Origin of the sequence: Hydrocarboniphaga effusa AP103 (genome assembly GCF_000271305.1) — a bacterium.
GTDB lineage: Bacteria > Pseudomonadota > Gammaproteobacteria > Nevskiales > Nevskiaceae > Hydrocarboniphaga > Hydrocarboniphaga effusa.
Window position 1 is genome coordinate 940157 of record NZ_AKGD01000001.1, and the last position, 23357, is coordinate 963513.

A 23357-nucleotide genomic window follows, 5' to 3' on the forward strand; every position below is an offset into this window, starting at 1 on the left:
TTCTGGAACCATGAGCCGCTTCCTGTTCACCGTGCCTCCGCTGACCGGCCATCTGAACCCGGCGCTCGCGGTTGCGCACGCGCTCGAAACGAGCGGACACGAAGTCGCCTGGGCCGTGCATGCGCGCGAGATCGCAGCCAAGCTGCCGGCTCATGCGCGGCTCTACCCGCTCGATGTCGCTGAAGCGGCGCAGCCGCCCAACACCGACCTTGCGGCCAGCACGCCGCAGGTGCGGGGACTCGAAAGCGTGCGCGTGTTCTTCGAGGACTATGCCTTGCCGCTCGCCGAAGCGATGCTCGCTCCACTCGAAGCCGCGGTACGCGATTTCAAGCCCGACGTGCTCGTGGTCGATCATCAAATGCTCGGCGGTGCACTCGTCGCGCGCAAGCTCGGCCTGCGCTGGGCGAGCCTGATCACCACCACCGCTTCGATCCTCAAGCTGTCGCCGGTGTTCGATGCCTGGGTCGCCGAGCAGTATCTCGGTCTGCAGCAGCGTTATCTGCCTGCGAACGCCATCGTCGAACGCCCCGATTTTTCGCCCGAGCTCGCGATCGTGTTCTCGGCCGAAGAACTCGTCGGCGACGCGCATCCCCGCGTCGAAGCGCCCTATCGCTTCGTCGGCCCGGCGCGCGATGCGGGCCGACGGGCCGTCGAGTTTCCGTGGCACTGGCTCGAAGCCGGCAAGCAGAAGCTGCTGATTTCGCTCGGCACCGTGAGCCGCGATCGCGACACGCGTTTCTTCGAAGTGATGATGGCCGCGCTGTCCGAAATGCCGCAGGTGCAGGCCGTGATGGTCGCGCCAGCCTCACTCGCTGCACTGTCGCCCGCGAACGTGCTCGTTCGCGATTACGTGCCGCAGTCCGAGCTGCTGACGAAGGTCGACGGCGTGATCTGCCACGCGGGCCACAACACCGTGTGCGAAAGCCTGAGCCAGGGCCTGCCGCTGATCGTCGCGCCGATCCGCGACGATCAGCCGGTGATCGCGCGCCAGGTGATCGACGCGGGCGCCGGCCTGTTCATGCGCCAGGGCAAGGTCACGCCGCCGACCGCACGCAAGCTCATCGAGCAGTTGCTGAGCGACACGAGCCTGCGCGAGGGCGCTCGGCGCTTGCAGCAGGCACTCGCACAGGCGCCAGGCGCAAGCGGCGCGGCCGAGCTGATCGCCGAACTCGCGCGCAAGCCCGTGCACACGTCCACGCTGAGCGAGGTCGCCTGATGGACAACGTGATCGTCGACGGCGCCGAACTTTCCACGCTCACCCTCGGCGGTGCCGTGGGCACGCCGCTCGTGATGCTGCACGGGCTCATCGCGGGCAACATGGCGACCTGGTATTCGGCTTTCGCCACGCCGCTCGCGAGCGACCGTCGTGTACTGCTCTACGACCAGCGCGGTCACGGCGGCAGCAGCATGCCGACTCGCGGCTTCGATCTCGACAGCCAGAGCGACGATCTCGCGCGCGTGCTCGCGCATCATCGGGTCGACCACAGTTTCGATCTCGTCGGCCACAGCATGGGCGCGCTGATCGCCCTGCGTTATGCGCTGCGCCATCCGCATCGCCTGCGCCGGCTGGTGCTCGTCGATGCGCCGATGCCGGCCTGCGATCATGTCGCGCCGAGCCTGCTCACCGCGAAGACGCCCGAGGCGCTCGCCGAGCATTTCGGCGCGAACGGCGAGCTCAGCGGCCGGCGCCGCGAACGCCAGCTGCGCCGGCTGTCTTCCTTGCTGTTCGATTCGACGCTCGTCGCCGATCTGCTCGCGATGCATGCGGAACCCGACGAGCAGCTGCGCAAGCTGCAAGTGCCGGTGCTGCTCGTCTACGGCCGCCGGTCGCCGTGCTTTTCGGCAGGAGAACGGCTGCACGCGCTGCTGCCGAACGCCGAACTCAGCGCGCTCGATTGCGGCCACTACATTCCCGAAGAAGCGCCCGCCGATCTGCGTGCGGAGCTGGCCCGCTTCCTGACTCTCAACGACGCTTCCCTCGCGGCCTGACCATGAACCAGCCTTTGCCCGCCGTCACCTTCGAGCGCGCGCCCTCCACACCCGCGCCGGTCGCCCAGCCCTTGCTCAAGAAGGGCAAACGCTACGTGCGCCCGCTGTCTCCGCTCGAACGCTTTTCGCTCGGGCTCAACGAGACCTATCGCTACCACGTCGACTGCGTCATCGAGGGCATCGGCGACATCGATCCGGCTCGCCTGCAGGCGGCGGTCGATCTCGCGGCCGCAGCCAATCCGGCGATCCGCGTGCGCCTGCGCGGCTTCCTCGGCTTCTGCCGCTGGGTCGACAGCGGCCGGTCTCCGCGCGTGCGCCTGCTGCCGATGAGCAACTGGGACGGCAACAGCGAACGCAATGCGCCGTTCTTGCAGGAGCGCCTGTTGCCGCTCGACGGCGGCCCGGTCGCGGACATTCTCGTGGTCCCCGGAGCCGACGGACGCACGCGCATCGTGTTTCGCAGCGTGCATGCGGCGATCGATGGCCGCGGGCTCATGCACTGGATGCTCGAAGTCTGCCGCGCCGCACGCGGCGAAGCACTGCTGGGCTCGGATTCGCGGCTCACCGATCTCGACGTGCAGGAACTCAACAAGGACAAGCTGCCGCCCACGCCTGCGCCGGCGACACCGGAGCCGCCGAAGCACTGCATCCCGGTGCTCTCGCCCGCCGCCGAAGGCCGCATGCCGGTGGACTTCGTCTGGCGCCGCGCGATCCTCGTCAACCCGAGCTCGCAGCTCCTCACCAAGGCTGCCGTCTTTCTCGCTCAGTGGGCGCGCAAACGCGAGGCCGGCGACGTCGGCTTCACCATCCCGATCGATTTTCGCGGGCTGCGCACGCAGGAAATGGGCATCGGCAACATGACCGGCTACCTGCGCCTGGACGTGCCGCCCGAGGCGACGCCGCGCAGCCTCGTCTCGCAGCTCAACCAGAAGATGCGCGACTACGCCGACTGCCGCGCCACGCCGGGCATTCGCACGCTGCTGTGGATTCCGATCTGGTATCTGCTGCGCAAGATGCGCCAGGCCGCCGAGGCCGCGCTGTACACGGTGACGCCGAGCGTGCCGAGCGGCGGCATCGTCTCGATGGGCGCGATGAAACTCGACGAGCATTCGTTCCCGGGCTTTCGGGCGACGACCATCTGCGGCATTCCGGGCGCGGTCGGCAAGCTCAACCTGGTGTTCCTGAACCTGCCGGCCACCGAGACGCTGCCGCCGCGCATCGCGGCCTCGTTCCTGGTGCCGCTCGCCTACAGCCGGGATGGCCAGCTCGACGCGCTCGTCGAAGCCTTCATCCAGGAATTCTCCGCTCCCAACAAGGCCACCGTTTCGGTTGCCAACACGGCGTCAAGCTCACAGTGAAAGACCTCGATCTCAGCAAGCTGCGCGTCGATCGCAGCGCCCCCGCCGCACCGGCCAAGCGTGCCGGCCTGTCCTGGCGAAAAATCATGCTTGGCGGCCTGGCGCTGCTGCTCGCGGCCGCGCTGCTGTGGCCCAAGGCCCCGGCGGTGCAGACCACGCAGGTCGTCAGCGCCTGGCCTTCGCAGCAGTTCGTGCTGCTCAACGCGACGGGCTACGTGTCCGCGAGCCGCAAGGCTTCGGTCGCACCCAAGGGCACCGGCCGCGTCGAGTGGATCGGCGTCGCCGAAGGCGACGAGGTGAAGGCCGGCGATCTGCTCGCCCGCCTCGAAAGCGGCGATGTCGCCGCGAGCCATCTGGCCGCGAACGCCAACGTCAACGTCGCCGCGGCATCGGTGCGCACGGCCACGGCCGAACTCGACGACTCCCAGCGCAACCTCGATCGCGCCAACGCGCTGTTCAAGAAGAAGCTCGTTTCGCAGCTCTACCTGCAGGATGCGAGCTCGCGCCTGGCGCGTGCCGACGCCGCGGTCGCGAGCGCCAAGGCCAGCCTCGACGCAGCCCGCGCCAACGAACTGCTCGCCCGCCGCAACACCGAGTACACGCAGATTCGCGCTCCGTTCGACGGCGTGGTGATTTCGCGCACGGCCAACGTCGGCGACATCGTCACGCCGCTCGCTTCGGCCGCCGACGCCAAGGGCGCGGTGCTGATGATGGCGGACATGAAGTCGCTCGAAGTGGCAGCGGAGGTGTCGGAATCATCCCTGTCGCAGATTCGCGTCGGCCAGCCTTGCGAGATCGTGCTCGACGCGTTCCCCGACAAGCGCCTGCGCGGCGAAGTGGCGGTGATCGTGCCGACCATCAATCGCGCGAGCGCAACGGTGACGACCAAGGTTCGCATCCTCGACCAGGATTCCGCCGTGCTGCCCGACATGAGCGCTCGCGTGAGCTTTCTGTCGCAGCCGGCACAGGCCGACCAGCAGCCCGTTCTCGCGGTGAATCCGCAGGCCATCGTCGAGCAGGACGGCACCAGCCTGGTCTACGCGGTCGATGCCGAGGACAAGGTTCGCGCGGTGCCGGTGGTCGTCGGCGCGACGCTCGGCAGCGTGCGCGCGATCCAGGGCCCGCTAAAAGCCGGTGAAACCGTGGTGCTCGCACCGCCGAAGAAGCTGCGCGACGGCGGCCGCATCGAACGCGGCTCCAAAACCTGAGCACTGATTTAACGAACATGAGCTTCGATTCGGCGAGCAGCCCGACGCTGATCAGCGTGCGCGGCGTCAACAAGACCTATCAGCGCGGCAACCAGCCGGTGCCGGTGCTGCTCGGCATCGATCTCGACATCGCACTCGGCGATTACGTGTCGTTGATGGGCCCGTCGGGCTCGGGCAAGAGCACGCTGCTCAACCTGATCGCGGGCATCGACAAGCCCACCGCGGGCAGGCTGCTGATCGGCGGCGTCGACATTGCCGCTCTGCCCGAGAACGATCTGGCGGCCTGGCGCGCGGCCAACGTCGGCTTCATCTTCCAGTTCTACAACCTGATGCCGGTGCTCGACGCTTTCGAGAACGTGGAGCTGCCGCTGCTGCTCACCACGCTGAGCCGTGCACAGCGCCGCGAGCACGTCGAAACCGCGCTCGCCATGGTCGGCCTCGCCGATCGCATGGATCACCATCCGAACGAGCTCTCGGGCGGCCAGCAGCAGCGCGTCGCGATCGCGCGCGCGCTCGTCACCGATCCGACATTGATCGTCGCCGACGAACCCACCGGCGATCTCGATCGCCAGTCCGCGGACGACGTGCTGAACCTGCTCGATCGGCTCAACGGCGAGCTCGGCAAGACCATCGTGATGGTCACGCACGATCCCAAGTGCGCGGCGCGCGCGCGTACGCGCATCCATCTCGAAAAAGGCCTGCTGCTGGGCAGCGACAACGAGGCCGCGCACTGATGCAGTCGACGCAGTCGTCAATGCAGTTCGTCTACATGCTGCGGCTGGCGAGCAAGAACCTGCTGCGGCATCGGCTGCGCAGCCTGCTGACCATGGCCGGCATCGCGGTGGCGATCGTCTCGTTCGGGCTGCTGCGCACGGTGGTCGATTCCTGGTACGCGGGCGCCGAACTCGGTTCGGCCGGACGCCTGATCACGCGCAGCGAAGCCTCGCTGAGCTTCCGGCTGCCGGTCACGCACGCGGACCGCATCCGCCGCGTTCCAGGTGTGTCGGCGGTGACCTGGGCGAACTGGTTCGGCGGCGTGTACATCGACGAGAAGCATTTCTTTCCGCAGTACGCGATCGATGCGGCGAGCTACTTCGGGCTGTATCCCGAATACGTGATCGCGCCCGACCAGCTGTCGGCCTTCCAGCGCGAGCGTCGCGCGGTCATCGTCGGCCGCAAGCTCGCGAACAAGAACGGCTGGCAGCTCGGAGACAGCGTCGCGCTCAGGGGAACGGTTTATCCGGGAACCTGGAACTTCGTGATTCGCGGCATCTACACGGGCGCGGACGACAAGACCGACGAAGGCCTGTTCCTGATGCACTGGCAGTACCTCAACGAGCGCGTCAAAGCCATCCTGCCGTCGATGGCCGATTCGGTCGGCATCTTCATCGTCGGGCTGCACAACTCCAATGACTCGGCCGAAGTCTCGGCCGCGATCGATTCGGTGTTCCGCAACTCGCTCGCGGAAACGCGCACGGAGACGCAGAAAGCCTTCCAGCTCGGCTTCATCGCGATGGTCGATACCATTCTCGTCGCCATCAAGACCGTCGCCTACGTCGTCGTGCTGATCATCATGGCGGTGATGGCGAACACCATGGCGATGGCCGCGCGCGAACGCACGCGCGAGTACGCAACGCTCAAAGCCCTGGGCTTCGGCAACGACTTCGTCTGGAAGCTGATCCTGGCCGAATCGCTGACGCTCTCGCTCGCGGGCGGCCTGTTCGGCATGCTGCTGACGTTTCCGGTTTCGGACGCCTTCTTCCAAGCCACGCGCGATCTGTTCGTGGTCTTCCAGGTCGAGCCCGAGACGATGGCGCTGCAATTCGCGTCGTCGCTGCTGATCGGCATCTGCGCCGGCATCGCGCCGGCGATCAACAGCACCCGGCTCGTCATCGTCGACGGCCTGCGCGCGGTGACCTGATATGGCCGCAGCAGCCTATCGCGGACTGTCGTGGTCCTATGTCGCGCGCAACCTCGTCGCGCGCAAGCTCACGACCATCCTGACCGTCACCGGCATGGCGCTGGTCGTCTTCGTGTTCGCAACCGTGTTGATGATGGCGCAGGGCCTGCGCAAGACGCTCGGCGGCACCGGCTCGTTCGACAACGTGGTGGTGATCCGCCAGGGCTCGCAAACCGAAGTGCAGAGCACGATCTCGCGCGAGCAGGCGCGCCTGCTCGACACGCTGCCGGGCCTGGCGACCGACGCGGCCGGACACGCGCGCATCGCGCACGAAGCGCTGATCCTCGTGAACCTGCCGCGCAAGGGCTCGCAAAAGCTCGCCAACGTCGTCGTGCGCGGCACCAGCGAAGCCGGCATCGCCATGCGGCCGCAGCTGAAGATCGTCGAAGGACGCAGCTTCAGGCCCGGATCGTCCGAGATCATCGCAGGCTCGGGCATGACGCGCGGAGACTTCGGCCTGCGCATCGGCGACAAGCTCGGTTTCGGCTTGCGCGAATGGACCGTCGTCGGCCTGTTCGAAGCGCAGGACAGCGGCTTCGACTCCGAGCTCTGGGCCGACGGCGAGCAGATCATGCAGGCGTTCCGCCGGCCCGCGTATTCGTCGGTGGTGGCGCAGCTGCAGGACAGCGGCAGCTACGAGCGCTTCTCCGACGCCATCACGCGCCAGCCTCAGCTCAATGTCGAGCACAAGCGCGAAACCCTGTTCTATCTCGACCAGTCGCAAAACCTCGCCAACTTCATCGGCGTGCTCGGCAAGACCATCACGATCATCTTTTCGATCGGCGCGATCATCGGCGCGATGATCACGATGTACGCGGCGGTCGCCAATCGCACGCGCGAGATCGGAACGCTGCGCGCGCTCGGCTTCCGGCGCGGCAACATCGTGGGCGCGTTCTTGCGCGAGGCCTTGCTGCTGGGCTTCGTATCGGGCGTGGTCGGGCTGATCGCGGCGGCGTTCATGCAACTCGTCGAGATCTCGACGACCAACGTGCAGACGTTTTCGGAGATCGTGTTCCGTTTGACCATGACGCCGCAGATCGTGCGCGACGTACTGCTGTTTTCGCTGTTCATGGGCGCCGTGGGCGGCGCCCTGCCCGCGCTACGCGCCTCTCGCCTGGAAATCGTCGATGCGCTCCGCTCGGTCTGATTCCTTGCCCGCGCTCGCGTCGATCGCCGCACTGAGCCGGCCGATGTCGACGCCCGAGTATTACCACGCGAGCATCGGCACGCATGCGCGCACGCTGGAGCCGGCGCGCAAGATCGTGGCGGTGCTCGAAGGCGATCACGCTATTTCGATCGATCGCTGGCAAGCCGCGCTCGATGCGGTGAGCGCGGTGAATCCGGGGCTGCGCCTGCGCCTGCATGGCCAGCGTCGCGCCACGCGCTGGATCAGCGACGCTCCCGCTCCGCGCGTGGTGCAGTTGCCGGCGCGGCAATGGAACACCCGCTCGTCGTTCGGGGCCGAGTTCCTGATCGAGCGTCCACTGTCGCTGCGCGAGGGCTGCAACGTCGAACTGCTGCTGCTGCCGCGCGCCGGCGAATCCACCTTGGTGGTTCTGCACACGCATCACGCGATCATGGATGGCGCCGGAGCGATGCACATGCTGCAGGAGCTGTTCCGCGCCCTGCGCGCGGAGCCGCTGCTGGGCAGCAACTGCACCTATTCCGATGTCGACCTGATGCGAGAGCAGCGCGTACCGCGGTCAGAATCCAGGCACGTCAAGACTACGTGGCTGACCGGCGAGCCCTCCGGCCTCGAGCGTGGCGACGACTGGAGGCGCATCGCGCTCGGCAAGCCACGGCGCAATCAGCTCGCGCGGGTCGCCGCCGCGCTCGCCGAATTCATGCATCGCCATAGCGATCTGCCCGCGCTGATCGCGGTTCCGGTGAACCTGCGTCGTCACCAGCCGGGCATCGTCTCCACCGGCAATTACAGCGCCATGCTGCACGTCGCCTTGCAGCGCGGCGAAGGCGCCGATGCATTTCGCGAAAAGCTGTCTGCCCTGCTCGCTTCGCGCTCCGATGCCTTCTATCCCGGCGCACTCGATCTGGTGCGCTGGCTGCCGATGCCCTGGCTCGATCGCCTGCTGTCGCGCACGCCCGAAAATTTTCATCGCAAGCGCGCAGTCGAGACTGCCGTGATCTCGAATCTCGGGCGCATCGATCCGCTGCATTACAGCGCGCCGGGCTTCACGCTCAGGGATTTCTTCGTGCTGCCGCTCGCGGGCAGCGCGTTTTCGATCCTCACCTGCGTCGATGACCGCGTCGACCTCGCACTCAACCTGCCACGCGTGCTCGCCAGCAATGGGCGCTTCGACGCGATCGAAGCGCATTTGCGCGAACGCTTTCCTGCCTGAGTCAACAGACTCCGACCTCATGACCTTCCGCCTTCCTCTTCTTTGTCTTCCATTCGCGCTGTGCGTGCTGCCCCCGGCGGCGCAGGCCGGCGATCTGCTGCGCTTCTTCGAAATGGCCCAGCGCAACGATGCGCAGTACAACGCCTCGCTGCACGCGCGCGACGTCGCGCTCGAAGCGGAGCCGGCCGCGCGTGCGTTGCTGCTGCCGCAGGTCCAGGCGACCTATAGCCAGACCTTCAACGACTCCGACACCACGGTGCGTTTCGAAGACCCGACCACCGGCATTCCGGTCGAACTCGCGCGCCACAACGGAGGCACCGACAAGAACCTCGGCGTGAGCCTCACGCAGCCGCTGTTCGACCTCGAAAGCTGGCGCAGGCTGCAACAGGCCGGCGAACAGACCGCGCTCGCCGAGCTCAACTTCCGCGCGAGCCGGCAGGCGCTGCTGCTGCGCACGGCCGACGTCTACTTTCAATTGCTGTCGGCCAACGATGCCCTGGCGCTCGCAAGTGCCGAGAAGGACGCGCTCGCGAGCCAGCTCGAACTCGCGCAGCAGAACCTGGAGCTCGGCCAGTCGAGCATCATCGACGTGCAGGACGTGCAGGCCCGCTACGACCTGAGCCTGGCGAGCGAACTCGAAGCCGAGCAGCAGGTCACCGCCGCGACTGCCGGGCTCGATGCGATCACGCGCGAGCCGCTGCGCAAGCCGATCGAGCCCGGCGTGCAGGTGGTTTCACTCGAAGACACACCAGCGCCCGCCCCGCGCCGGCTCGCGCGCCTGCCCGACGGCACCGCGCTGCCCAAGGCCGCGCCCGCCGTGCTGCAAGCCTGGATCGATCTGGTGCCGAGCAGCCTCGACGTCACCGCCGCGCTACTCAACTACAACATCGCTTCGCGCGGCGTCGACGTTGCGCAGGCACGCTACTTTCCGCGGCTCGACGCGACGCTGAGCTACCAGGACTTCAAGACCAAATCGGGCAGCTTTCCGACCGACGCCGATGGCACCGCGATCCGCGTCGGCGTGACCGTGCCGCTGTTCGCAGGCGGTGCGACGCGCTCGGGCGTGCGCTCGGCCGTGGCGCTGCGCGACGAGCGCATGGCCGAGTACGACGCCGCCTTGCGCGAGGCCGAGCGCGCGACGCGCGTGGCGTATCAGGCCGTGCTGTCGGGAACCGCGCGCAGCTTGGCGTTCCAGCGCGCGGTGACCTCGAGCCTGTCGGCGCTCGACGCGAGCCAGACCGGCCTCGAGATCGGCACGCGCAGCGCGATCGACGTGCTCAATGCGCAACAACAGCGCTACCAGGCGCAGCGCAACTTCACGCGCTCGCGATACGACTATCTGGTTGCGCTGCTGCGGCTCAAGGCCTCGGTCGGCCAGCTCGACCCGGAAGACCTGGCGGAAGTGGATGCGCTGCTGACGACGCGTTGAAGTTCTGCAAATTAGCTATGGGCCGGGTCCGATAAGCGTGGTGGAGGCCCAAGGCCACCGTTCCGACGTCCGCGAGGTGCGACGTCGGTGCGGTCACCTCAGACGGTCTGAACGGTGCCGCCGTCGATGACGAACTCGGCGCCGTGGATCGCGGCCGCGCGATCCGATGCAAGGTAGGCGATGAGGTCGGCGACCTCGGAAGGCTCGGCCGGACGCCCGATCGGGATTCCGCCCAAGCTGTCCAGGACGAGTTGCCGCGCCTCCTCGATCGTGCCGCCGTTGGCGGCCTGCAGGCGCTTCAACAACTCCACGGAGGACTCGGTCATGATCCAGCCCGGAGAGACGACATTGACCCTCACGCCCTTGGGCCCCAGTTCCTTCGACACGGACTTGCTGTAGGTCCTGAGCGCGGCCTTGGCCGCCGCATAGGCGGTGGTCGCCTCGGGAAGAGGCAGGACCGACTGGATGGAAGTCACGTGCACGACCGCGCCGTGGCCGCGCTGGATCATCTGCGGAATCAGCAGACGATCGAGGCGAACGGTCGCCAGCAGGTTCAGGTTCAACTCGGCTAGCCAGTGGTCGTCGGTCAGGGCGACGAAGCCGCCGCCGGGTGTCGTCGAGCCGCCGAGAACGTGCGCCAAGATATCGATTCCGCCCAGGCGTTCGAGTGCCGCCTTGGCCAGGGTTTCCCCACCCTCGGCCGTCGTCAGGTCCGCCTGGACAAACTCGACGCCGTCGATGAGCTCCAGGTTTCCACGGGCGGAGGTGATGACCCGGGCGCCGCCGGCAAGGAAGCGGTCGACCGTAGCGCGGCCCAAACCCTTGGTGCCGCCGCTGACGAGAACACGCTTTCCCGCGAACTCGGTCGGATCGGGCTTGAAGTTCATGCCGTGATATCCAGGGCCTTGATGGCGTCGTTCTCGAGCGTGAAGCGGTAGGTGAAGCGGATTGGGCTGCCCTTGAAATCGCCATGGGCGGGGCCTTCGACCACCACCTGACCGTTCTCGTAGCGAACGGCGTCCGGCGTGAAGACCGCCTTGACGGGGATCACCGCCTCTTCGAACAGGGTTCGCAGCCCGGCATGGCCCTCGAAACGGCTTCCGTTGTCGAGAAGCACGACATCAGCCGCGAAAGGCTTCAGCATTCCGTCCAGATCGAGTTTCGCGTTGGCGTCGACATAGTCGGCGATGGGTTTGGGTAATGCTGGAACCATGAAAGTTCTCCGAAGCACCGTTGCGGTTCGGCGATACTGGAGATAGGGTGCAGGAATGACAAGAACAGACGAAAAAGTCAGGTACACACCAAAAGGTAAGCGTGTCGATTACACGCCTCACACCGCCGCGCAGAGCGCGCAGAACGTGATCCGCGTGCTCGAGGGTCGATGGAAGCTCGTCATTCTGTTTCAGCTCTTCGGCGCCAACATCCGCCGGTTTTCCGAGCTCGAACGGGCCATTCCGGGCATCTCCCAGAAGATGCTGATCCAGCAGTTGCGCCAGCTTGAGGGCGATGGCGTGGTCACTCGTATCGTCCATGCCGAAGTGCCGCCCCGGGTGGAATATCACCTCACGGAATGGGGCCAGACCCTGTGCCCCGTGCTGGACAAGCTGCTCACCTGGGCCGAGTCCGCGCCCGACGAAGTTCGGGAACGTCTCATCGACCCCAACGCTATGACAGCTGACTTGCTTCCTCTTTAGTCAGGGACCGCTTGCGGCCCGAAGCGAACGATCGGCGACTGTGATCTGCCCGCCAGGTCACGACATTCAAAAAGACGGTGAGAGCGGCTTGTGCTCTTAACCTTGTCATAGGCTGCGCAGCGCCTTCAGGAATGCGATCTGGTAGCCAAGATTTTGAGAAAGGGCCGGCTCAAAATAAGGATCGAAGTGGTTGGCATCCAGCGTTTCGAGTTTGATCCGTGGGTTTTTGAGAGCCCGGATTTTTTCTTCGATGAATGGCGCGACCGTATCTCGTGTCGCTCCTACGATCAGAAGCGGAATGGACACTTCCTTCAAGCTTTTGAATGGTCGGTACAGGCCCATGGTGAGGAGAGAGCGGGCAGCCACCCGGTTGTCGTACTTGCCCGCTTCCGGACCACCGCTCTCGACCATCGCCTGCAACCCCTTCTGCAAGGCTTCTGACGCGCCATCCCGATCCATGCTGGACCACTCTCCGGGCGGCGCCACGACCGGAAGGTAGATGGGCCGTTTTCCGCGAAACAGATCACCAATTCCTGCCAAGCCGAAGCGCAGGAGGCGTGGAAACGGCACTGCCTTTACGGCCGCCATTCCGTCGAGCATCGGAACCTGGGCGATGGCCCCCAGAAGTTCGGGATGTCGCGCCGCGATCTTGACGACGTGTCCGCCGCCGAAAGACGTTCCCCACAGCACGATGCGACGTGCATCGATTTGCGGCTGTGCGCGCAAATGCTCCAAGGCGTTTTCAACATCACGCTCTCGATGCCAAGGATTGATGACGTTGCGGATCGCACCTTCACTCGTTCCCCAGCCGGGATAATCGAAGGTCATGACGGCGAAACCGGCTTGGTTGAACGGAGCATAGAAGGGCAAGGTCAACGCATCCTGTATTCCGCCCCAGCCGTGAACCATGAGGATCGCGGGGAATGGACCTGCTCCGTCTGGTAGGTGAACAGTGGCGGCGCACTGGGCGTTGTTGCTTTGGAAGTGCGTAACGAAGGTTTTGGTTGCCACGGCGCTTATCTTGAATGTCGTTCAAGAAACATTATCACCGCCTTAAATGGCGTTCAAGAGAGCGTATAATCAATGCCATGTGGCGCTTCGGCCACTCACTAGATGAGCGACGAATGCCACGCAACAAGGTTCAGCAGGACTCCAACGAGAAGCGGGCGGAGATCCTGGACGTCGCCCGAAAACTGTTCATGGAGGTAGGGTATGACGCGACCTCGATGGCCGCGATCGCCACATCCGCGGGAGTCTCTGCCAATACCATTTACTGGTACTTCAAGGACAAAGACGAACTGCTGATTGCCGTCCTCGATACGGAACTGGAGCAGGGACTGACGGCACTCCGCCCCGGAGCCGCCGCCGATCCGCTGGGACGACTTCTCATGGCGGTGAACCAACTACAGCAAGCCAGCCATCTCGTGGCGACCGTCCATGCCCGGATGCTGAAGTCATCCAGCATCAACGCGTGGCATGAACGCTTCCACAGGCTGAGTGAAGACTTGATCCTTGCCGAACTTCGGCAGGCAGGCATTCCGCCCAAGAAGGCGAAGGCTCTGATGAAGATCTGGATCTTTACGATAGAAGGTCTGCTTGCCCACCCGATGACGGATGCCGAGAAGCGCGAGATTTGCTCGGTACTCGTCAGCGAAGCTGCAGCGCACGGGAACCTTGTCGCACGTACATTCGGGCGACGTCTCTAAGGATTGTTCCTGTTGCCGAGAAGCCGTCACTGGCGGCAGTCGGAACTGGCACGAATGAACCGGCCGCCAGTGACCCAGAATCAAGCCTGGGCCTTCACGGGAAGGCGGAACGGCGCACCAAGCCGATTGAACGCGTTCATCGCCGCTATCGCGATCGTGAGGTCGACCAGATCCTTGGGCCCGAAAGCCGCAGCCACGGCCGCATAGGCCTCATCCGATGCGTGTGTATCGCTTAGCAGGGTGACTTCCTCGGCCCACGCCAGTGCGGCGCGGTACGTATCAGGAAACAGCTGAGGGACTTCGCTCCACACGGGTACCAGCACGATCTTGTCGATGGGCATCGTCTTGAGTAGGTCTCGGGTGTGAAGATCAATGGAATGTGCACAGCCATTGATCTGCGACACGCGCAGGAACACGAGGTGGACGAGTTCGTCCGGAAGGTCCGTTTTCGCGGTGACATAGTGATGCACTCCGAAGAGCGCCTTTGCCCCCTCCGGCGAGATTTCATGCCAAGAAAGGCGTTTGCTACTGGTCATTCTTAAGTCTCCGTCACTAGCGTCGATCGATGACGCCCGGAGATAGACGAGGTTGGGCGGCCGGGTGTGACATGGCCCGAAGAGAAAATATTGACCCACTCGATGTCACACTGGCAGGGCTTTGCTCGTCAGACAGAGTCCGGCCGGAGGGCCTTACACTTCGGAGCTCAGTATGGAAATCGCATATGCCCACGAGTGACCAGAGGACCGCTGAATTTGAATCGCAACGCAAGCGCCTCGTCCACCTTGGCTATCGCATGCTCGGATCGATCGGTGAGGCGGAAGACGTGGTTCAGGATGCGTGGCTCCGCTGGAGCGAGGTCACGGACTGCGTCGATTCCCCAGCCGCATACCTCACGCGTGTTGTCACTCGCTTGTGCCTCGACCAGCTGAAGTCTGCCCGTGTGCGCCGCGAGACATATCTCGGGACATGGCTTCCCGAACCACTCATCTCCGCTGCCGATGAAGTGGAGGAGACTTCCGACGAGGTGACCTTCACGCTAATGCTCGCGATGGAAAGGCTGTCACCTCTGGAACGCGCAGCTTTTCTTTTGCACGATATCTTCGACGTTGCGCTTGCCGAAATAGCGGTCGCTCTCGATCGGCAGCCCGCCGCCGTGCGCCAGCTTGCATCACGCGCGCGCAAACATCTTCGAGAATCAGGCCCTCGCTACCGCATCGAAGCAGCCGAGGCCGAAAGGATCGCAGACGCCTTCTTTTTCGCCGCTCGCGACGGTGACGTGACCAGGCTATCCGAGATACTGGCCCACGATGTAGAGATTCAGGCAGACGGAGGCGGAAAAGTGATCGCTTTCCCCGTAGTCATCCGGGGTCTTCATCGTGCGCTACGCCTTTTCGCCAGCCAGAGTCGCAAGAATGGTGCACGCCCGACTCTGCTGAGGTCAGCGTTAATCGATGGGCTGCCCGGATGCATCAGTGTCGACGGCAACGGCGTCCTTCAAACGATGATCCTCGGTATGCGAGGCGCGAAGATCGGCACTATTTACATCGTCCGCAATCCTGAAAAGCTGTCCCATGTCTCTGCGGCGAGCCTCAAAGGGCAATCAGCCCGTTAAGGTGCCTGTAGATACTTAGCAGCGCAGCTGGTAGCCGATCGCGGACGTCGGGTTTTGGCACCTCGGTGACGCTCACCGCGATTGTCGCCGGCCAGCCCCCAGCGGACGGGCCGGCACTCCCCGTCAACTCCACAGGTGTCGCTGCCGATAATTGACTGATCGATCCATATCGTGATCTGATGGGTCATGGCCAGGACACGCGAGTTCGATCGGGATGCCGCCCTTGGGCGTGCGATGAAGCTCTTCTGGGCCAAAGGCTACGCCGCCACGTCCCTGGATGAATTGCTGAGTGCGATGGAGATTGGTCGGCAGAGCCTTTACAACACGTTTGGTGACAAAAGGCGGCTCTATCTCGAAGCGCTGGGCGCGTATCAGCGGATGTCGATAGAAGAGCATCTGGGACGCCTCAAGAGTGGCTCATCAGTAGTGACGGGAATCGAAGCCTTGTTGTTCGGCCTGATCTCGAAAGATCCCGAAGAACGCGCGCTTGGCTGTCTCGGTGTCAGCTCGGCGTCCGAGTTCGGGGTAATGGATGTCGATGTGGCCGATCTGCGGACAAAAGCTGCGAAGCTTCTGCACGCCGGTCTCGTCGCCCGCATTCGGGAGGGTCAGCAAAATGGCGAACTCGATCCCCGAATCAACGCGCAGGACACCGCTGCTTTCATCGGATTGACGATGACGGGCTTGCAGCTTGCCGCTCGCGCTGGCTCCAGCCCGACGAATTTGCGCGCTATGGCGCGCTTCGCAATCGATCGACTCAAAGCTTAGGGCGACAATGGGCCGCCCTTTTTTTGATCGCAAATGGACCGATCGATCCACATAGGAGATTGACATGACGAAGTCCAAGGTTGCCATGGTATTTGGCGGTTCGAGGGGCATAGGCGCTGCGCTGGTTCGCAGATTGGCCGCAGACGGCTACGCGGTCGCGTTTACGTACTCGTCGGATGTACAGCGGTCCGAAGAACTGGTGTCTGCACTCCAATCGAATGGGAAACAGGTGTTCGCTCTCCGGGCAAACAGCGTGGACAGTGCGGAGATCCGGCGTGCGGTCGATCAAGTGGTTGCACAGCTCGGCGCTATCGACACCGTCGTCGTCAACGCAGGCGTCTTGCGTATGGGCAGCATCAGCACGATGTCGGAAGTCGATCTGGATCTGCTTCTCGACGTGAATGTTCGCGGTGTCTATCTAGCGATTCAGGCGGCTGTTGCCCAGATGCGAGATGGAGGCCGAGTAATCACGATCGGTAGCAATACGGCTGAGCGCACCGGAAACCCAGAAGGAACTGTCTATGCAATGACGAAGGCGGCTGTCGCGTCAATGGTGAAAGGACTGGCGCTGGATTTGGCGCCGCGACGGATCACGGTGAACAACATCCAACCCGGCCCGACCTACACTGATATGACTTCGGCAATGGCGGAGCAGCTGGAGTCAATCGTGCCGCTAGGACGAATTGGCGAGCCCTCCGAGATTGGCGAACTGGCGTCTTACATCGCCAGTGAGAAGGCGGGATACATGACCGGCGCCAGCCTCACGATCGACGGCGGATTCATTTTATAAGCGAGAGCGGCCGGTCCTGGCACGAGCCCGACCATCGACCCATATTGCTGTCGACGGTGCCTCGCATCAGGCACCGGGCAACTCTCCCGCATCAAACACGCAAACCCTCGGCCGCACGCGCCCTGATCGTCGCGAAATCCTCGTCGATGAGCAGCTGCCCATCGCGGAACACCGGGCGCAGCAGGTTTTGCTGTCCGCCGAGCTCCTCGACACGCAGGCCGCGATGACTGCCATCGGCTTCGCGCACCACGGCCAAGCGACCCGGCTTGCTGCGCTTGCCCGGATCGGTCGCCGGGTCTTTGAAGACATCGCGAAGCTCGCCGTCGACGACCACCTGGCTCGCCTTCATCGCCCACTTCATCGTGTCCCGATCGAGCTTCTGCAACAGGCCGCCGCCCATTCCGAACACGGCGTTCTCGGTGGACAGGCCGCGCATCTTCAATGATTCGAGGATGCGCGGCAGGCTGTCGAGGTTGACGCCATCGCCCTGGATCACGCGAATGAAATCGGGCAGCACGCGATAGCCCTTCGCGTTCACGCGATGACCGAAGCGCGTCATCAGATGTTCGATCAGCCGCGGCAGTACCGCGATCGGATCACCGCTGTCGGGCCGTATCACCACACGGCCGCCGGTGTTTTCGACGAGCGTCTTGAGCTCCATGCCGACGAGCTGATCGACGGCATGCCAGAGATCGTAGCTGTCGACGACGAAGGCCAGAATCTTCTTCGGCCCGGCGAAGCGTTCGATCATGTTGCGATAGGCGTCGACTTCGTGCTCGCGGCCCCAGCTCGTCATCGTGCTGTGTTCGCTGGCCGGAATGCTGAAGCCCGCCATCGGCTCGTGGTAGTGGCGCCTGGCGACGAGCAGCGCGGAGAGCGTATCGGTGCCGAGGAAATTGAGCAGATGCCCCGCTCCGCCGAGCCCGGCCGACTCCTCGCTGGTGGCGCCACGGGCGCCGAAATCGTGCAGCTGGAACGGCAGCACCGCGTCCGGGCTCTCGGCGGTGTCGACCAGATAGCGCAGCAGAATCCGCTTGCAGGCGAAGCTCAGGCTGGCGACCGTCGTCGGATACCAGACCGCGCGCAGCAGCGCGGTTTCGAGATAGCCGCCGAGCCAGTGGAACTCCGCATCCGTGTTGCGAATCTGCACCAGCGGAATGCGCGTGCCGAGCACGGTTCCTTCGGCGACGGCCTCGATCTCGACGGGCAGATGCCCTCCATGTTTCTCGATCAGGCGCTGCCAGCCCGCACGATTGAACACCCCGACGTGCGCCTGCGCGATGGTTTCGGCTTCGTCGATCTGATCCTGCGTCACCGGCGTGCGGAGCACGTCCTTGATGAAGGCCTGCAGGCCGAAGAAAACCACGCTTTCGAGCTCGCCGCCGCGCGGCTCGATATAGCTGCTGACGTACTGAGTCCCCGGCGGATATTGCAGGAAGTGGCTCAGCTTGTAGCTGTCGGTGTTGAGGATGAGGCTGCTGCGATACTGCTGGCTCACCGTCGCTCATCCGGGCTGATGAATGGCGACCGAGTCTACTCCACCCGGGGCGATGCGCTGGAGCGCGCCGCCGTTACGGCCGGCCGGTCTTTATTGAGCACGGCTGTTCGATTCTGATACCCGCCCGCCGACACGACGACCGGCTTCAGTGGACAAGCTCGCCCCTCAGGAGAGTCCGGCGATACATCGGGCCGCCCAGGTGCGCCGCAAAGCCGAGCCGATCGACGGCGACGATATCGATCTCCTCGGCGTTCAGCGCCACTCCGCTTGCGATCAGGCCGTCGCCCGCGTCCGCGAACGAACCGGAGTGCTCGCAAAGACCGTCCGCGATCGCCTGCGCCCTCGCCTCGAGTCCGTCCTTGCCCGCTCGGCGGCGAGCGGCGAACAGATACGCCAGCGCCGCGCGCTGCGGGCTGGTCTGGCAGCGCTCGTAGGCCTGGCGCTCGAAAGCGAAGCCTTGTTCGGGCGTGCGGGTGCAGGCGTATTCGATCGCATCGACGATGAGCCACGGCGCGAGCTGGCCTTCCCATTGCGCGCGCCTGGATTCGCGGTAGCGAGCGAACACATCGGGATCCACCGTCACCTCGCTCCGAGGCGCCGGCTCGTTCGTGCGCACCGATCGCAGTTGCAGCAAAGCGGTCTCGAGCAGGCGGCCCTGCTCGCAGAGCGCGTCGAGCAGGCCGAGCGCATGCGCCTCGCGCGCGCTGAAATGCCGGCCCGTGGTGGCGATGTCGAGCGCGGCCTGCGCCCCGACGATGCGCGGCAGGCGCTGGGTTCCGCCCGCGCCCGGGATCACGCCGAGCGTGACCTCGGGCAGCCCGAGCTTGAGCGGATCGGCGCCGACGCGGGCTTGACAGCCGAGCGCGAGTTCCAGGCCGCCGCCGAGCGCGACGCCGGTCATCGCCGCCACCACCGGCTTGGGCGAGCGCTCGATCAGCGCGATGCTGTCGCGCAGGCTCGGCCTGTTGAGCGCGGTGTTGCCGAGCTCGCGCACATCGCCGCCCGCGCTGAAGCGATCGTGACGGCCGATGATGACGATGCCGCCGATCGTGTCGTCCGCAATGGCGCTCGCGAGCGCATCGAGCAGGCCTTGCCGAACCGCCTGCGAAGTCGCGTTGACCGGCGGATGGTCGATCGCGATCACCGCGGCGCCGTCGAACCGTTCGATGTGAATCATCTTGAATATCCCGGGCGTCGCATCAGCGCACGCGATACGCCGGCCGGCGCTGGCCATGCTGAGCGTCGATCAGATCGAGCAGGCGCGGCAGCAGGCTCGACAGCTGCTCGCGCTCGGCGGCGCTCAATTGCAGCAGCGCGTGATACTCGGCGGGCTGCTGGTTGGCGACCAGGTCGCGCAACACGCTCAGGCCCTTGTCGGTCAGGCGCAGCAGTGCGCTGCGCCGGTCGTCGGCATCGACGCTGCGGATCAGCAAGCCCGCTGCTTCGAGCCGCCCGAGCCGCTTGGTCATGCCGGGCAGGCTGATCCAGAACGTGCGCGCGAGCCGGCTCGAGGTGCTCTCGTAAGGCGGGCCCAGGCGTCGCAGGGCGCCGAGCAGCGCCACGTCGGCGAAACTCAGGCCGGCACGCTCGGCCACCGCCTCGCTCGAACTCACGACGTGATGGCCGATCTGCGTGAAGTACATCATCAGGGCGAGCACGCCGTAATCGATGTTCGGCGCTTCGGCCTGCCACTTTCCGAGCTCGCTGGCGATTGCATCCTGCGGCCCGGCTTCGGAAACCTTGTCCATCGCAATCGCGTACTGCGCCAGGGCGCGCAGGGATTCCGGTCGTCGGCTGTAGATGCGCATGCGGCCCTGCGGCCGCACGTCGACGAGCCCGGCTTCGACGAGCACCTTGAGATGCTGCGAAACCGCGCCGCGCGTGATCGGATGCCGCGACGCCAGATCGCTGACCGAGGCGGGCTCGGTCAGCGATTCGAACAGGCCGCGACGCGCGGGATCGGCCAGTGCGGCGAGCAGGGCATCGACGCTCATCGTGATGGCGTCAGCCTTCGTCGTTGACCCAGCGCACGAAGCGATGCAAGGGCATGAAACCGTCGTGCGGCAAGCCGCCTTCGATCGCGCCGGCCGAACCCAGGTTGACGACGCGCTGCACGCCCATCGCCGCGAGCGCATTGCGCAGCCCGGCCTTGCGCGAAGGCGGATACACGCCCACCGTTTGCGTCGCGACGTTCGCATGGCGCACGCCTTCATCGAGCGAGTTCACCGGCAGCACGTTGACGACGCGGCCGTCCGGATGAAATTCCACCGGCTCGTCGGAGCGAATGACCACGCCCTGCCCCTTGTAGTCGCCCCAGACGCGGTAATAGTCCTCCATGCCGCGCAGGCCTTCGATCTCCTCGCGCATCGCCTGCGGCAGCGGCCGGCCGGCGGCGGTCGCCATCGGCCGCTCCACGCCCATGCGCTGCTGCAGCAGCGCGCAGTAGCGATCGATCTGCTCCTGCGTGCCTTCGACGAACTGGAAGCGGCTCGACACGCAGGCCTGCTGCTCCACCATCGTCGAATCGGCCGCCGCGAGATCGGCGACCTGGGCGAGGGTGTCGTCGGATTCGAAAGCCTCGCGTCCGATCAGCGAGATCGAAGTCTTGGGATCGAAGGCGACCAGTTCGAAGCCCGGGCCGATGTACTTCTGCGCGTTCATGATCGTGCTGCCGCCACCCCAGGCGACGAGCTTGTCGAAGAACTGCGGGCGGAACAGCATGCCCTCGACCTGCGCATCGCCGCCGCGCCAATACGCGGCGGAGAAGGAGCGCGACACCGGATGATTCGGCGCCACGATCGACAACGCGCGCAGGATCGCGGTCGCGGTGAACAAGTCGTTCGACGGAATCTTGATCAGGTGCAGGCCCTTGATCAGCGCCCCGCGCACGATCGTGGTCGCCGCCACGCCCGGCGAATTGCCCGCGATCACATGCACGAGCCGCGGCGGAAACGCGCGAATGCGGTGCCTGCGCCCGCTCGGCGCGTCGATCACCTCGCGCCAGCCGTCGACGACATCCGCGCCGCCGAGTTCGGCCTGGAGCTGGAACTCCATGCTCTTGCGATCGAACAGGCGCGGCAGGCCCGCGTACGAGCGTTCGAGGATCGCGGCCGGCAGCGGGCTGCTGCGGATCGAGTATTCGAGCGCCTGCGCGAGCAGGCCCTGCGGATCGCGGCCGAGCCAGGCGCCGGTTTCGACGAGCACGTCCATGATCTCGGACAGCGGCGTCTCGAACGCGGGACCGGCCTCGGTGCGCGGCCAGACCAGATCGTTGAGATCGAGCCTGGGCGTCGTGAAGCGCGCATGCGCGGGACCGAATTCGAGATCGGCGCCTTCGACGGTCCGCCCCTTGACGACGTGGCAGAGCGGAACGGACTGGAGTTGCGTGGGGGCGTTCATGCGTGGAGCACTCCGCGAATGGATGGTGAGCGACCGCCAAAGAGTAGGCAGTCGCGGTTGCCGCGACCGTGGACGGATCCGCCAAACAGCCGAGCCGGATCGGACAGGACGGGCTTCATGCGACCGCTCCACGAATATAGGCGTCGATGGTTCCGGCGCAGCCGATGTGATCGTCCTGTCCGGGCTGGGTGTAGCGCGAAATGTTGTCGAGCAGCGTGGGGCCGTGGCGTCCGCAGGCGCAGCGATCGGCGAAATCGATGCGAACCTTGTCGCCCGTGATGAGCCCGCCCCAACGCCCTTCGTAGAGCAGATCGAGAAACGCGAATCGCGCTTCCACCGGCTGGCCGTTCGCATGCTCGGGCTTGACGAGCTGCTCGCCCGGCGCATCGAGCGGCAACACGATGAGCCCCGGCGGAATGTGATAACGACCGGCCTCGCAGCGCGGCAGGGTCTGCGCCATTTCGGTCATGCCGTAGGCGGCGAAGCGCAGCACCGGGCCGTAGAAGCGATCGACACGCTGCTGGTAGTCGTCCGGCAGCGACACGCCCTTGAGCCCACCGCCCGCGCTGACCACCGACTGCGGATGAAACTCGCCATCGCCGATGCCGAGTTCGCGCGCGCGCTCGATGATCAGCATGTGCTGCGCCCACAGGCCGCTCAGGAAGATCGGCTCGTGACGATGCTCGAAGATCTTCGCCGCGAACTCGCGCAGGCTCGCGCGCATGCGCTCGCCCTTCTGCGCGCCCTTGCTTTCGAAGGCCGCGATCTCGTCGGGCGTCGCCGTGCCCTTGACCATCTTGTTGCGCATCGCGGCCATCTCGCTGACTTCGGAAATCAGCAGGGGCTCCTGCGAAAGCGCATACGTGGCGCCCGGACGGCCCCAGTTCTGCGCGTTCGCGATCGCCGCCTCGACCGAGCTCTGGCGGCCCTTGATCGGACCGAGCCAGAACACCGGACGATCGGCGTTCGCACGCGCGAACGGCCAGCCGACCGAATAGCGCGCGTGGCGCGATTTCATCTCGCGATCGACCATCGTGTGATTGAGAAACGAGCACTTGCCCGTCGTGCCACTCGTGGCGATGACCGCATGGCCCGCGGCCCACAGGCGCTCGAGCCAGTCGTCGACGTTGCGCACGCCGCTGACGTCGACGTTCTTCACATCCGCCACCGACAGCGTGTCGAGCCAGGCCAGCATGCGATCCCAGCGGCCCTGCTCGAAGAACGAAGCCGGATACGACTTGTAGACCGTGTGCGCGAACAGCAGCGGCACCAGGTCGTCGAAGCTGCGAATGCGGGTAATGGCCGCATCGTCCGCGCGGCGCTTGACGAGCGGAATCTGCGTCGCGCGCTGTTCGAACAGCTCCTGCGCGGCCTGCAGTTGCAAGGGCCTGAGCGCGGCCGCGGGCTGATCGTAGGCGGCGTCCGGATCGGTGATGAGATTCAGCAATTGCTGGCGTGCGCTGCTCATGGGTCTCCTCGATGTTTTAAGCGTCTTTTCGCCAATGCACGCTAATCAACGCGCGAAACCTTCGGCAAAGATGCAGCCGCCTGGCCGCATTTCCTCGTTTCTCCGGAGCGAGCCCACCGGA

At 65.2% G+C, this 23357-nt stretch carries 23 protein-coding genes; 14 read left to right on the forward strand and 9 right to left on the reverse strand.

Annotation, left to right across the window (positions count from 1 at the left end):
• Positions 1-10: 10 nt before the first annotated feature.
• The 9 genes from WQQ_RS04145 (at position 11) to WQQ_RS04185 (ending at position 10301) form a co-directional block, all read left to right on the forward strand.
• A complete protein-coding gene (locus WQQ_RS04145; protein ID WP_007183810.1) occupies positions 11-1216 on the forward strand; it encodes a glycosyltransferase in 1206 nt (401 codons plus the stop codon).
• Positions 1216-1989, forward strand: coding sequence for an alpha/beta fold hydrolase (locus WQQ_RS04150; RefSeq protein ID WP_007183811.1), 774 nt, complete (start codon positions 1216-1218; stop codon positions 1987-1989). Before WQQ_RS04145 ends, WQQ_RS04150 begins: the two co-directional genes overlap by 1 nt.
• Positions 1990-1991: 2 nt before the next feature.
• The gene (locus WQQ_RS04155; RefSeq protein ID WP_007183812.1) at positions 1992-3347 is read left to right on the forward strand and encodes a hypothetical protein; all 1356 of its coding nucleotides are present in this window, start codon (positions 1992-1994) and stop codon (positions 3345-3347) included.
• A complete protein-coding gene (locus WQQ_RS04160; protein ID WP_007183813.1) occupies positions 3344-4555 on the forward strand; it encodes an efflux RND transporter periplasmic adaptor subunit in 1212 nt (403 codons plus the stop codon). Before WQQ_RS04155 ends, WQQ_RS04160 begins: the two co-directional genes overlap by 4 nt.
• Positions 4556-4572: 17 nt before the next feature.
• On the forward strand, positions 4573-5289 hold the full coding sequence (locus WQQ_RS04165; RefSeq protein WP_007183814.1) for an ABC transporter ATP-binding protein: 717 nt from the start codon (positions 4573-4575) through the stop codon (positions 5287-5289).
• Positions 5289-6476 carry an ABC transporter permease gene (locus WQQ_RS04170; RefSeq protein WP_007183815.1) on the forward strand — a complete coding sequence of 396 codons (1188 nt, stop codon included), beginning with the start codon at positions 5289-5291 and terminating at the stop codon, positions 6474-6476. Before WQQ_RS04165 ends, WQQ_RS04170 begins: the two co-directional genes overlap by 1 nt.
• A 1-nt stretch (position 6477) precedes the next feature.
• Positions 6478-7662 (forward strand): ABC transporter permease, encoded by a 1185-nt coding sequence (locus tag WQQ_RS04175; protein ID WP_007183816.1) that lies wholly within the window; start codon positions 6478-6480, stop codon positions 7660-7662.
• Positions 7643-8872 (forward strand): condensation domain-containing protein, encoded by a 1230-nt coding sequence (locus tag WQQ_RS04180; protein ID WP_007183817.1) that lies wholly within the window; start codon positions 7643-7645, stop codon positions 8870-8872. The genes WQQ_RS04175 and WQQ_RS04180 overlap by 20 nt, the downstream gene beginning before the upstream one ends.
• 64 nt (positions 8873-8936) lie before the next feature.
• Entirely contained in the window at positions 8937-10301 is a 1365-nt protein-coding gene (locus WQQ_RS04185) for a TolC family outer membrane protein (RefSeq protein WP_040452995.1), read from the forward strand.
• 98 nt (positions 10302-10399) lie between these two features.
• Here the strand turns inward: WQQ_RS04185 and WQQ_RS04190 are convergent, their stop codons facing one another.
• Together WQQ_RS04190 and WQQ_RS04195 are read right to left on the reverse strand one after the other, a co-directional pair.
• A complete protein-coding gene (locus WQQ_RS04190) occupies positions 10400-11188 on the reverse strand; it encodes an SDR family oxidoreductase (RefSeq protein ID WP_007183819.1) in 789 nt (262 codons plus the stop codon).
• A complete protein-coding gene (locus WQQ_RS04195; RefSeq protein WP_007183820.1) occupies positions 11185-11514 on the reverse strand; it encodes a nuclear transport factor 2 family protein in 330 nt (109 codons plus the stop codon). The genes WQQ_RS04190 and WQQ_RS04195 overlap by 4 nt, the downstream gene beginning before the upstream one ends.
• 55 nt (positions 11515-11569) lie before the next feature.
• On the opposite strand from WQQ_RS04195, the gene WQQ_RS04200 reads away from it, so the two are divergent.
• Complete coding sequence (locus tag WQQ_RS04200) at positions 11570-11995, forward strand: winged helix-turn-helix transcriptional regulator (RefSeq protein WP_007183821.1); 426 nt, start codon at positions 11570-11572, stop codon at positions 11993-11995.
• 105 nt (positions 11996-12100) lie between these two features.
• On the opposite strand, the gene WQQ_RS04205 is transcribed toward WQQ_RS04200, so the two are convergent.
• Complete coding sequence (locus tag WQQ_RS04205; protein WP_083844409.1) at positions 12101-13006, reverse strand: alpha/beta hydrolase; 906 nt, start codon at positions 13004-13006, stop codon at positions 12101-12103.
• Between the two features lie 113 nt (positions 13007-13119).
• On the opposite strand from WQQ_RS04205, the gene WQQ_RS04210 reads away from it, so the two are divergent.
• Positions 13120-13701: a TetR/AcrR family transcriptional regulator gene (locus WQQ_RS04210; RefSeq protein ID WP_040452998.1), complete on the forward strand. Its 582-nt coding sequence runs from the start codon at positions 13120-13122 to the stop codon at positions 13699-13701.
• A gap of 80 nt (positions 13702-13781) precedes the next feature.
• Here WQQ_RS04210 and WQQ_RS04215 read toward each other — a convergent pair whose 3' ends face one another.
• Complete coding sequence (locus tag WQQ_RS04215; protein WP_040453000.1) at positions 13782-14237, reverse strand: carboxymuconolactone decarboxylase family protein; 456 nt, start codon at positions 14235-14237, stop codon at positions 13782-13784.
• A gap of 185 nt (positions 14238-14422) precedes the next feature.
• Between WQQ_RS04215 and sigJ the strand changes: the two genes are divergently transcribed.
• From sigJ to WQQ_RS04230, 3 genes are all read left to right on the forward strand, one after another.
• Positions 14423-15313 (forward strand): RNA polymerase sigma factor SigJ, encoded by an 891-nt coding sequence (sigJ, locus tag WQQ_RS04220; RefSeq protein WP_007183825.1) that lies wholly within the window; start codon positions 14423-14425, stop codon positions 15311-15313.
• A 186-nt stretch (positions 15314-15499) separates the two neighbouring features.
• The gene (locus tag WQQ_RS04225; protein WP_040453002.1) at positions 15500-16081 is read left to right on the forward strand and encodes a TetR/AcrR family transcriptional regulator; all 582 of its coding nucleotides are present in this window, start codon (positions 15500-15502) and stop codon (positions 16079-16081) included.
• Between the two features lie 64 nt (positions 16082-16145).
• Positions 16146-16871: an SDR family oxidoreductase gene (locus tag WQQ_RS04230; protein ID WP_202800602.1), complete on the forward strand. Its 726-nt coding sequence runs from the start codon at positions 16146-16148 to the stop codon at positions 16869-16871.
• Positions 16872-16962: 91 nt separating this feature from the next.
• Here WQQ_RS04230 and WQQ_RS04235 read toward each other — a convergent pair whose 3' ends face one another.
• The 5 genes from WQQ_RS04235 to WQQ_RS04255 form a co-directional block, all read right to left on the reverse strand.
• On the reverse strand, positions 16963-18369 hold the full coding sequence (locus tag WQQ_RS04235; RefSeq protein ID WP_007183828.1) for a nicotinate phosphoribosyltransferase: 1407 nt from the start codon (positions 18367-18369) through the stop codon (positions 16963-16965).
• Positions 18370-18514: 145 nt separating this feature from the next.
• Entirely contained in the window at positions 18515-19546 is a 1032-nt protein-coding gene (locus WQQ_RS04240) for an enoyl-CoA hydratase/isomerase family protein (RefSeq protein ID WP_007183829.1), read from the reverse strand.
• A 22-nt stretch (positions 19547-19568) separates the two neighbouring features.
• Positions 19569-20363: a metalloregulator ArsR/SmtB family transcription factor gene (locus WQQ_RS22835; RefSeq protein ID WP_007183830.1), complete on the reverse strand. Its 795-nt coding sequence runs from the start codon at positions 20361-20363 to the stop codon at positions 19569-19571.
• A gap of 10 nt (positions 20364-20373) precedes the next feature.
• Positions 20374-21768 (reverse strand): acyl-CoA reductase, encoded by a 1395-nt coding sequence (locus WQQ_RS04250; RefSeq protein WP_007183831.1) that lies wholly within the window; start codon positions 21766-21768, stop codon positions 20374-20376.
• Positions 21769-21883: 115 nt separating this feature from the next.
• A complete protein-coding gene (locus tag WQQ_RS04255) occupies positions 21884-23236 on the reverse strand; it encodes a hypothetical protein (RefSeq protein WP_007183833.1) in 1353 nt (450 codons plus the stop codon).
• Positions 23237-23357 lie beyond the last annotated feature (121 nt).

What these genes read in the sequence shown, in the direction of transcription:
- WQQ_RS04210 (WP_040452998.1), top strand. Translation starts at nt 13,120, where the DNA reads ATGCCACGCAACAAGGTTCAGCAGGACTCCAACGAGAAGCGGGCGGAG.
- WQQ_RS04170 (WP_007183815.1), top strand. Translation starts at nt 5,289, where the DNA reads ATGCAGTCGACGCAGTCGTCAATGCAGTTCGTCTACATGCTGCGGCTG.
- WQQ_RS04175 (WP_007183816.1), top strand. Translation starts at nt 6,478, where the DNA reads ATGGCCGCAGCAGCCTATCGCGGACTGTCGTGGTCCTATGTCGCGCGC.
- WQQ_RS04190 (WP_007183819.1), bottom strand. Translation starts at nt 11,188, where the DNA reads ATGAACTTCAAGCCCGATCCGACCGAGTTCGCGGGAAAGCGTGTTCTC.
- WQQ_RS04145 (WP_007183810.1), top strand. Translation starts at nt 11, where the DNA reads ATGAGCCGCTTCCTGTTCACCGTGCCTCCGCTGACCGGCCATCTGAAC.
- WQQ_RS04250 (WP_007183831.1), bottom strand. Translation starts at nt 21,768, where the DNA reads ATGAACGCCCCCACGCAACTCCAGTCCGTTCCGCTCTGCCACGTCGTC.
- WQQ_RS22835 (WP_007183830.1), bottom strand. Translation starts at nt 20,363, where the DNA reads ATGAGCGTCGATGCCCTGCTCGCCGCACTGGCCGATCCCGCGCGTCGC.
- WQQ_RS04255 (WP_007183833.1), bottom strand. Translation starts at nt 23,236, where the DNA reads ATGAGCAGCGCACGCCAGCAATTGCTGAATCTCATCACCGATCCGGAC.
- WQQ_RS04155 (WP_007183812.1), top strand. Translation starts at nt 1,992, where the DNA reads ATGAACCAGCCTTTGCCCGCCGTCACCTTCGAGCGCGCGCCCTCCACA.
- WQQ_RS04195 (WP_007183820.1), bottom strand. Translation starts at nt 11,514, where the DNA reads ATGGTTCCAGCATTACCCAAACCCATCGCCGACTATGTCGACGCCAAC.
- WQQ_RS04225 (WP_040453002.1), top strand. Translation starts at nt 15,500, where the DNA reads ATGGCCAGGACACGCGAGTTCGATCGGGATGCCGCCCTTGGGCGTGCG.
- WQQ_RS04215 (WP_040453000.1), bottom strand. Translation starts at nt 14,237, where the DNA reads ATGACCAGTAGCAAACGCCTTTCTTGGCATGAAATCTCGCCGGAGGGG.
- sigJ (WP_007183825.1), top strand. Translation starts at nt 14,423, where the DNA reads ATGCCCACGAGTGACCAGAGGACCGCTGAATTTGAATCGCAACGCAAG.
- WQQ_RS04240 (WP_007183829.1), bottom strand. Translation starts at nt 19,546, where the DNA reads ATGATTCACATCGAACGGTTCGACGGCGCCGCGGTGATCGCGATCGAC.
- WQQ_RS04230 (WP_202800602.1), top strand. Translation starts at nt 16,146, where the DNA reads ATGACGAAGTCCAAGGTTGCCATGGTATTTGGCGGTTCGAGGGGCATA.
- WQQ_RS04165 (WP_007183814.1), top strand. Translation starts at nt 4,573, where the DNA reads ATGAGCTTCGATTCGGCGAGCAGCCCGACGCTGATCAGCGTGCGCGGC.
- WQQ_RS04180 (WP_007183817.1), top strand. Translation starts at nt 7,643, where the DNA reads ATGCGCTCCGCTCGGTCTGATTCCTTGCCCGCGCTCGCGTCGATCGCC.
- WQQ_RS04200 (WP_007183821.1), top strand. Translation starts at nt 11,570, where the DNA reads ATGACAAGAACAGACGAAAAAGTCAGGTACACACCAAAAGGTAAGCGT.
- WQQ_RS04150 (WP_007183811.1), top strand. Translation starts at nt 1,216, where the DNA reads ATGGACAACGTGATCGTCGACGGCGCCGAACTTTCCACGCTCACCCTC.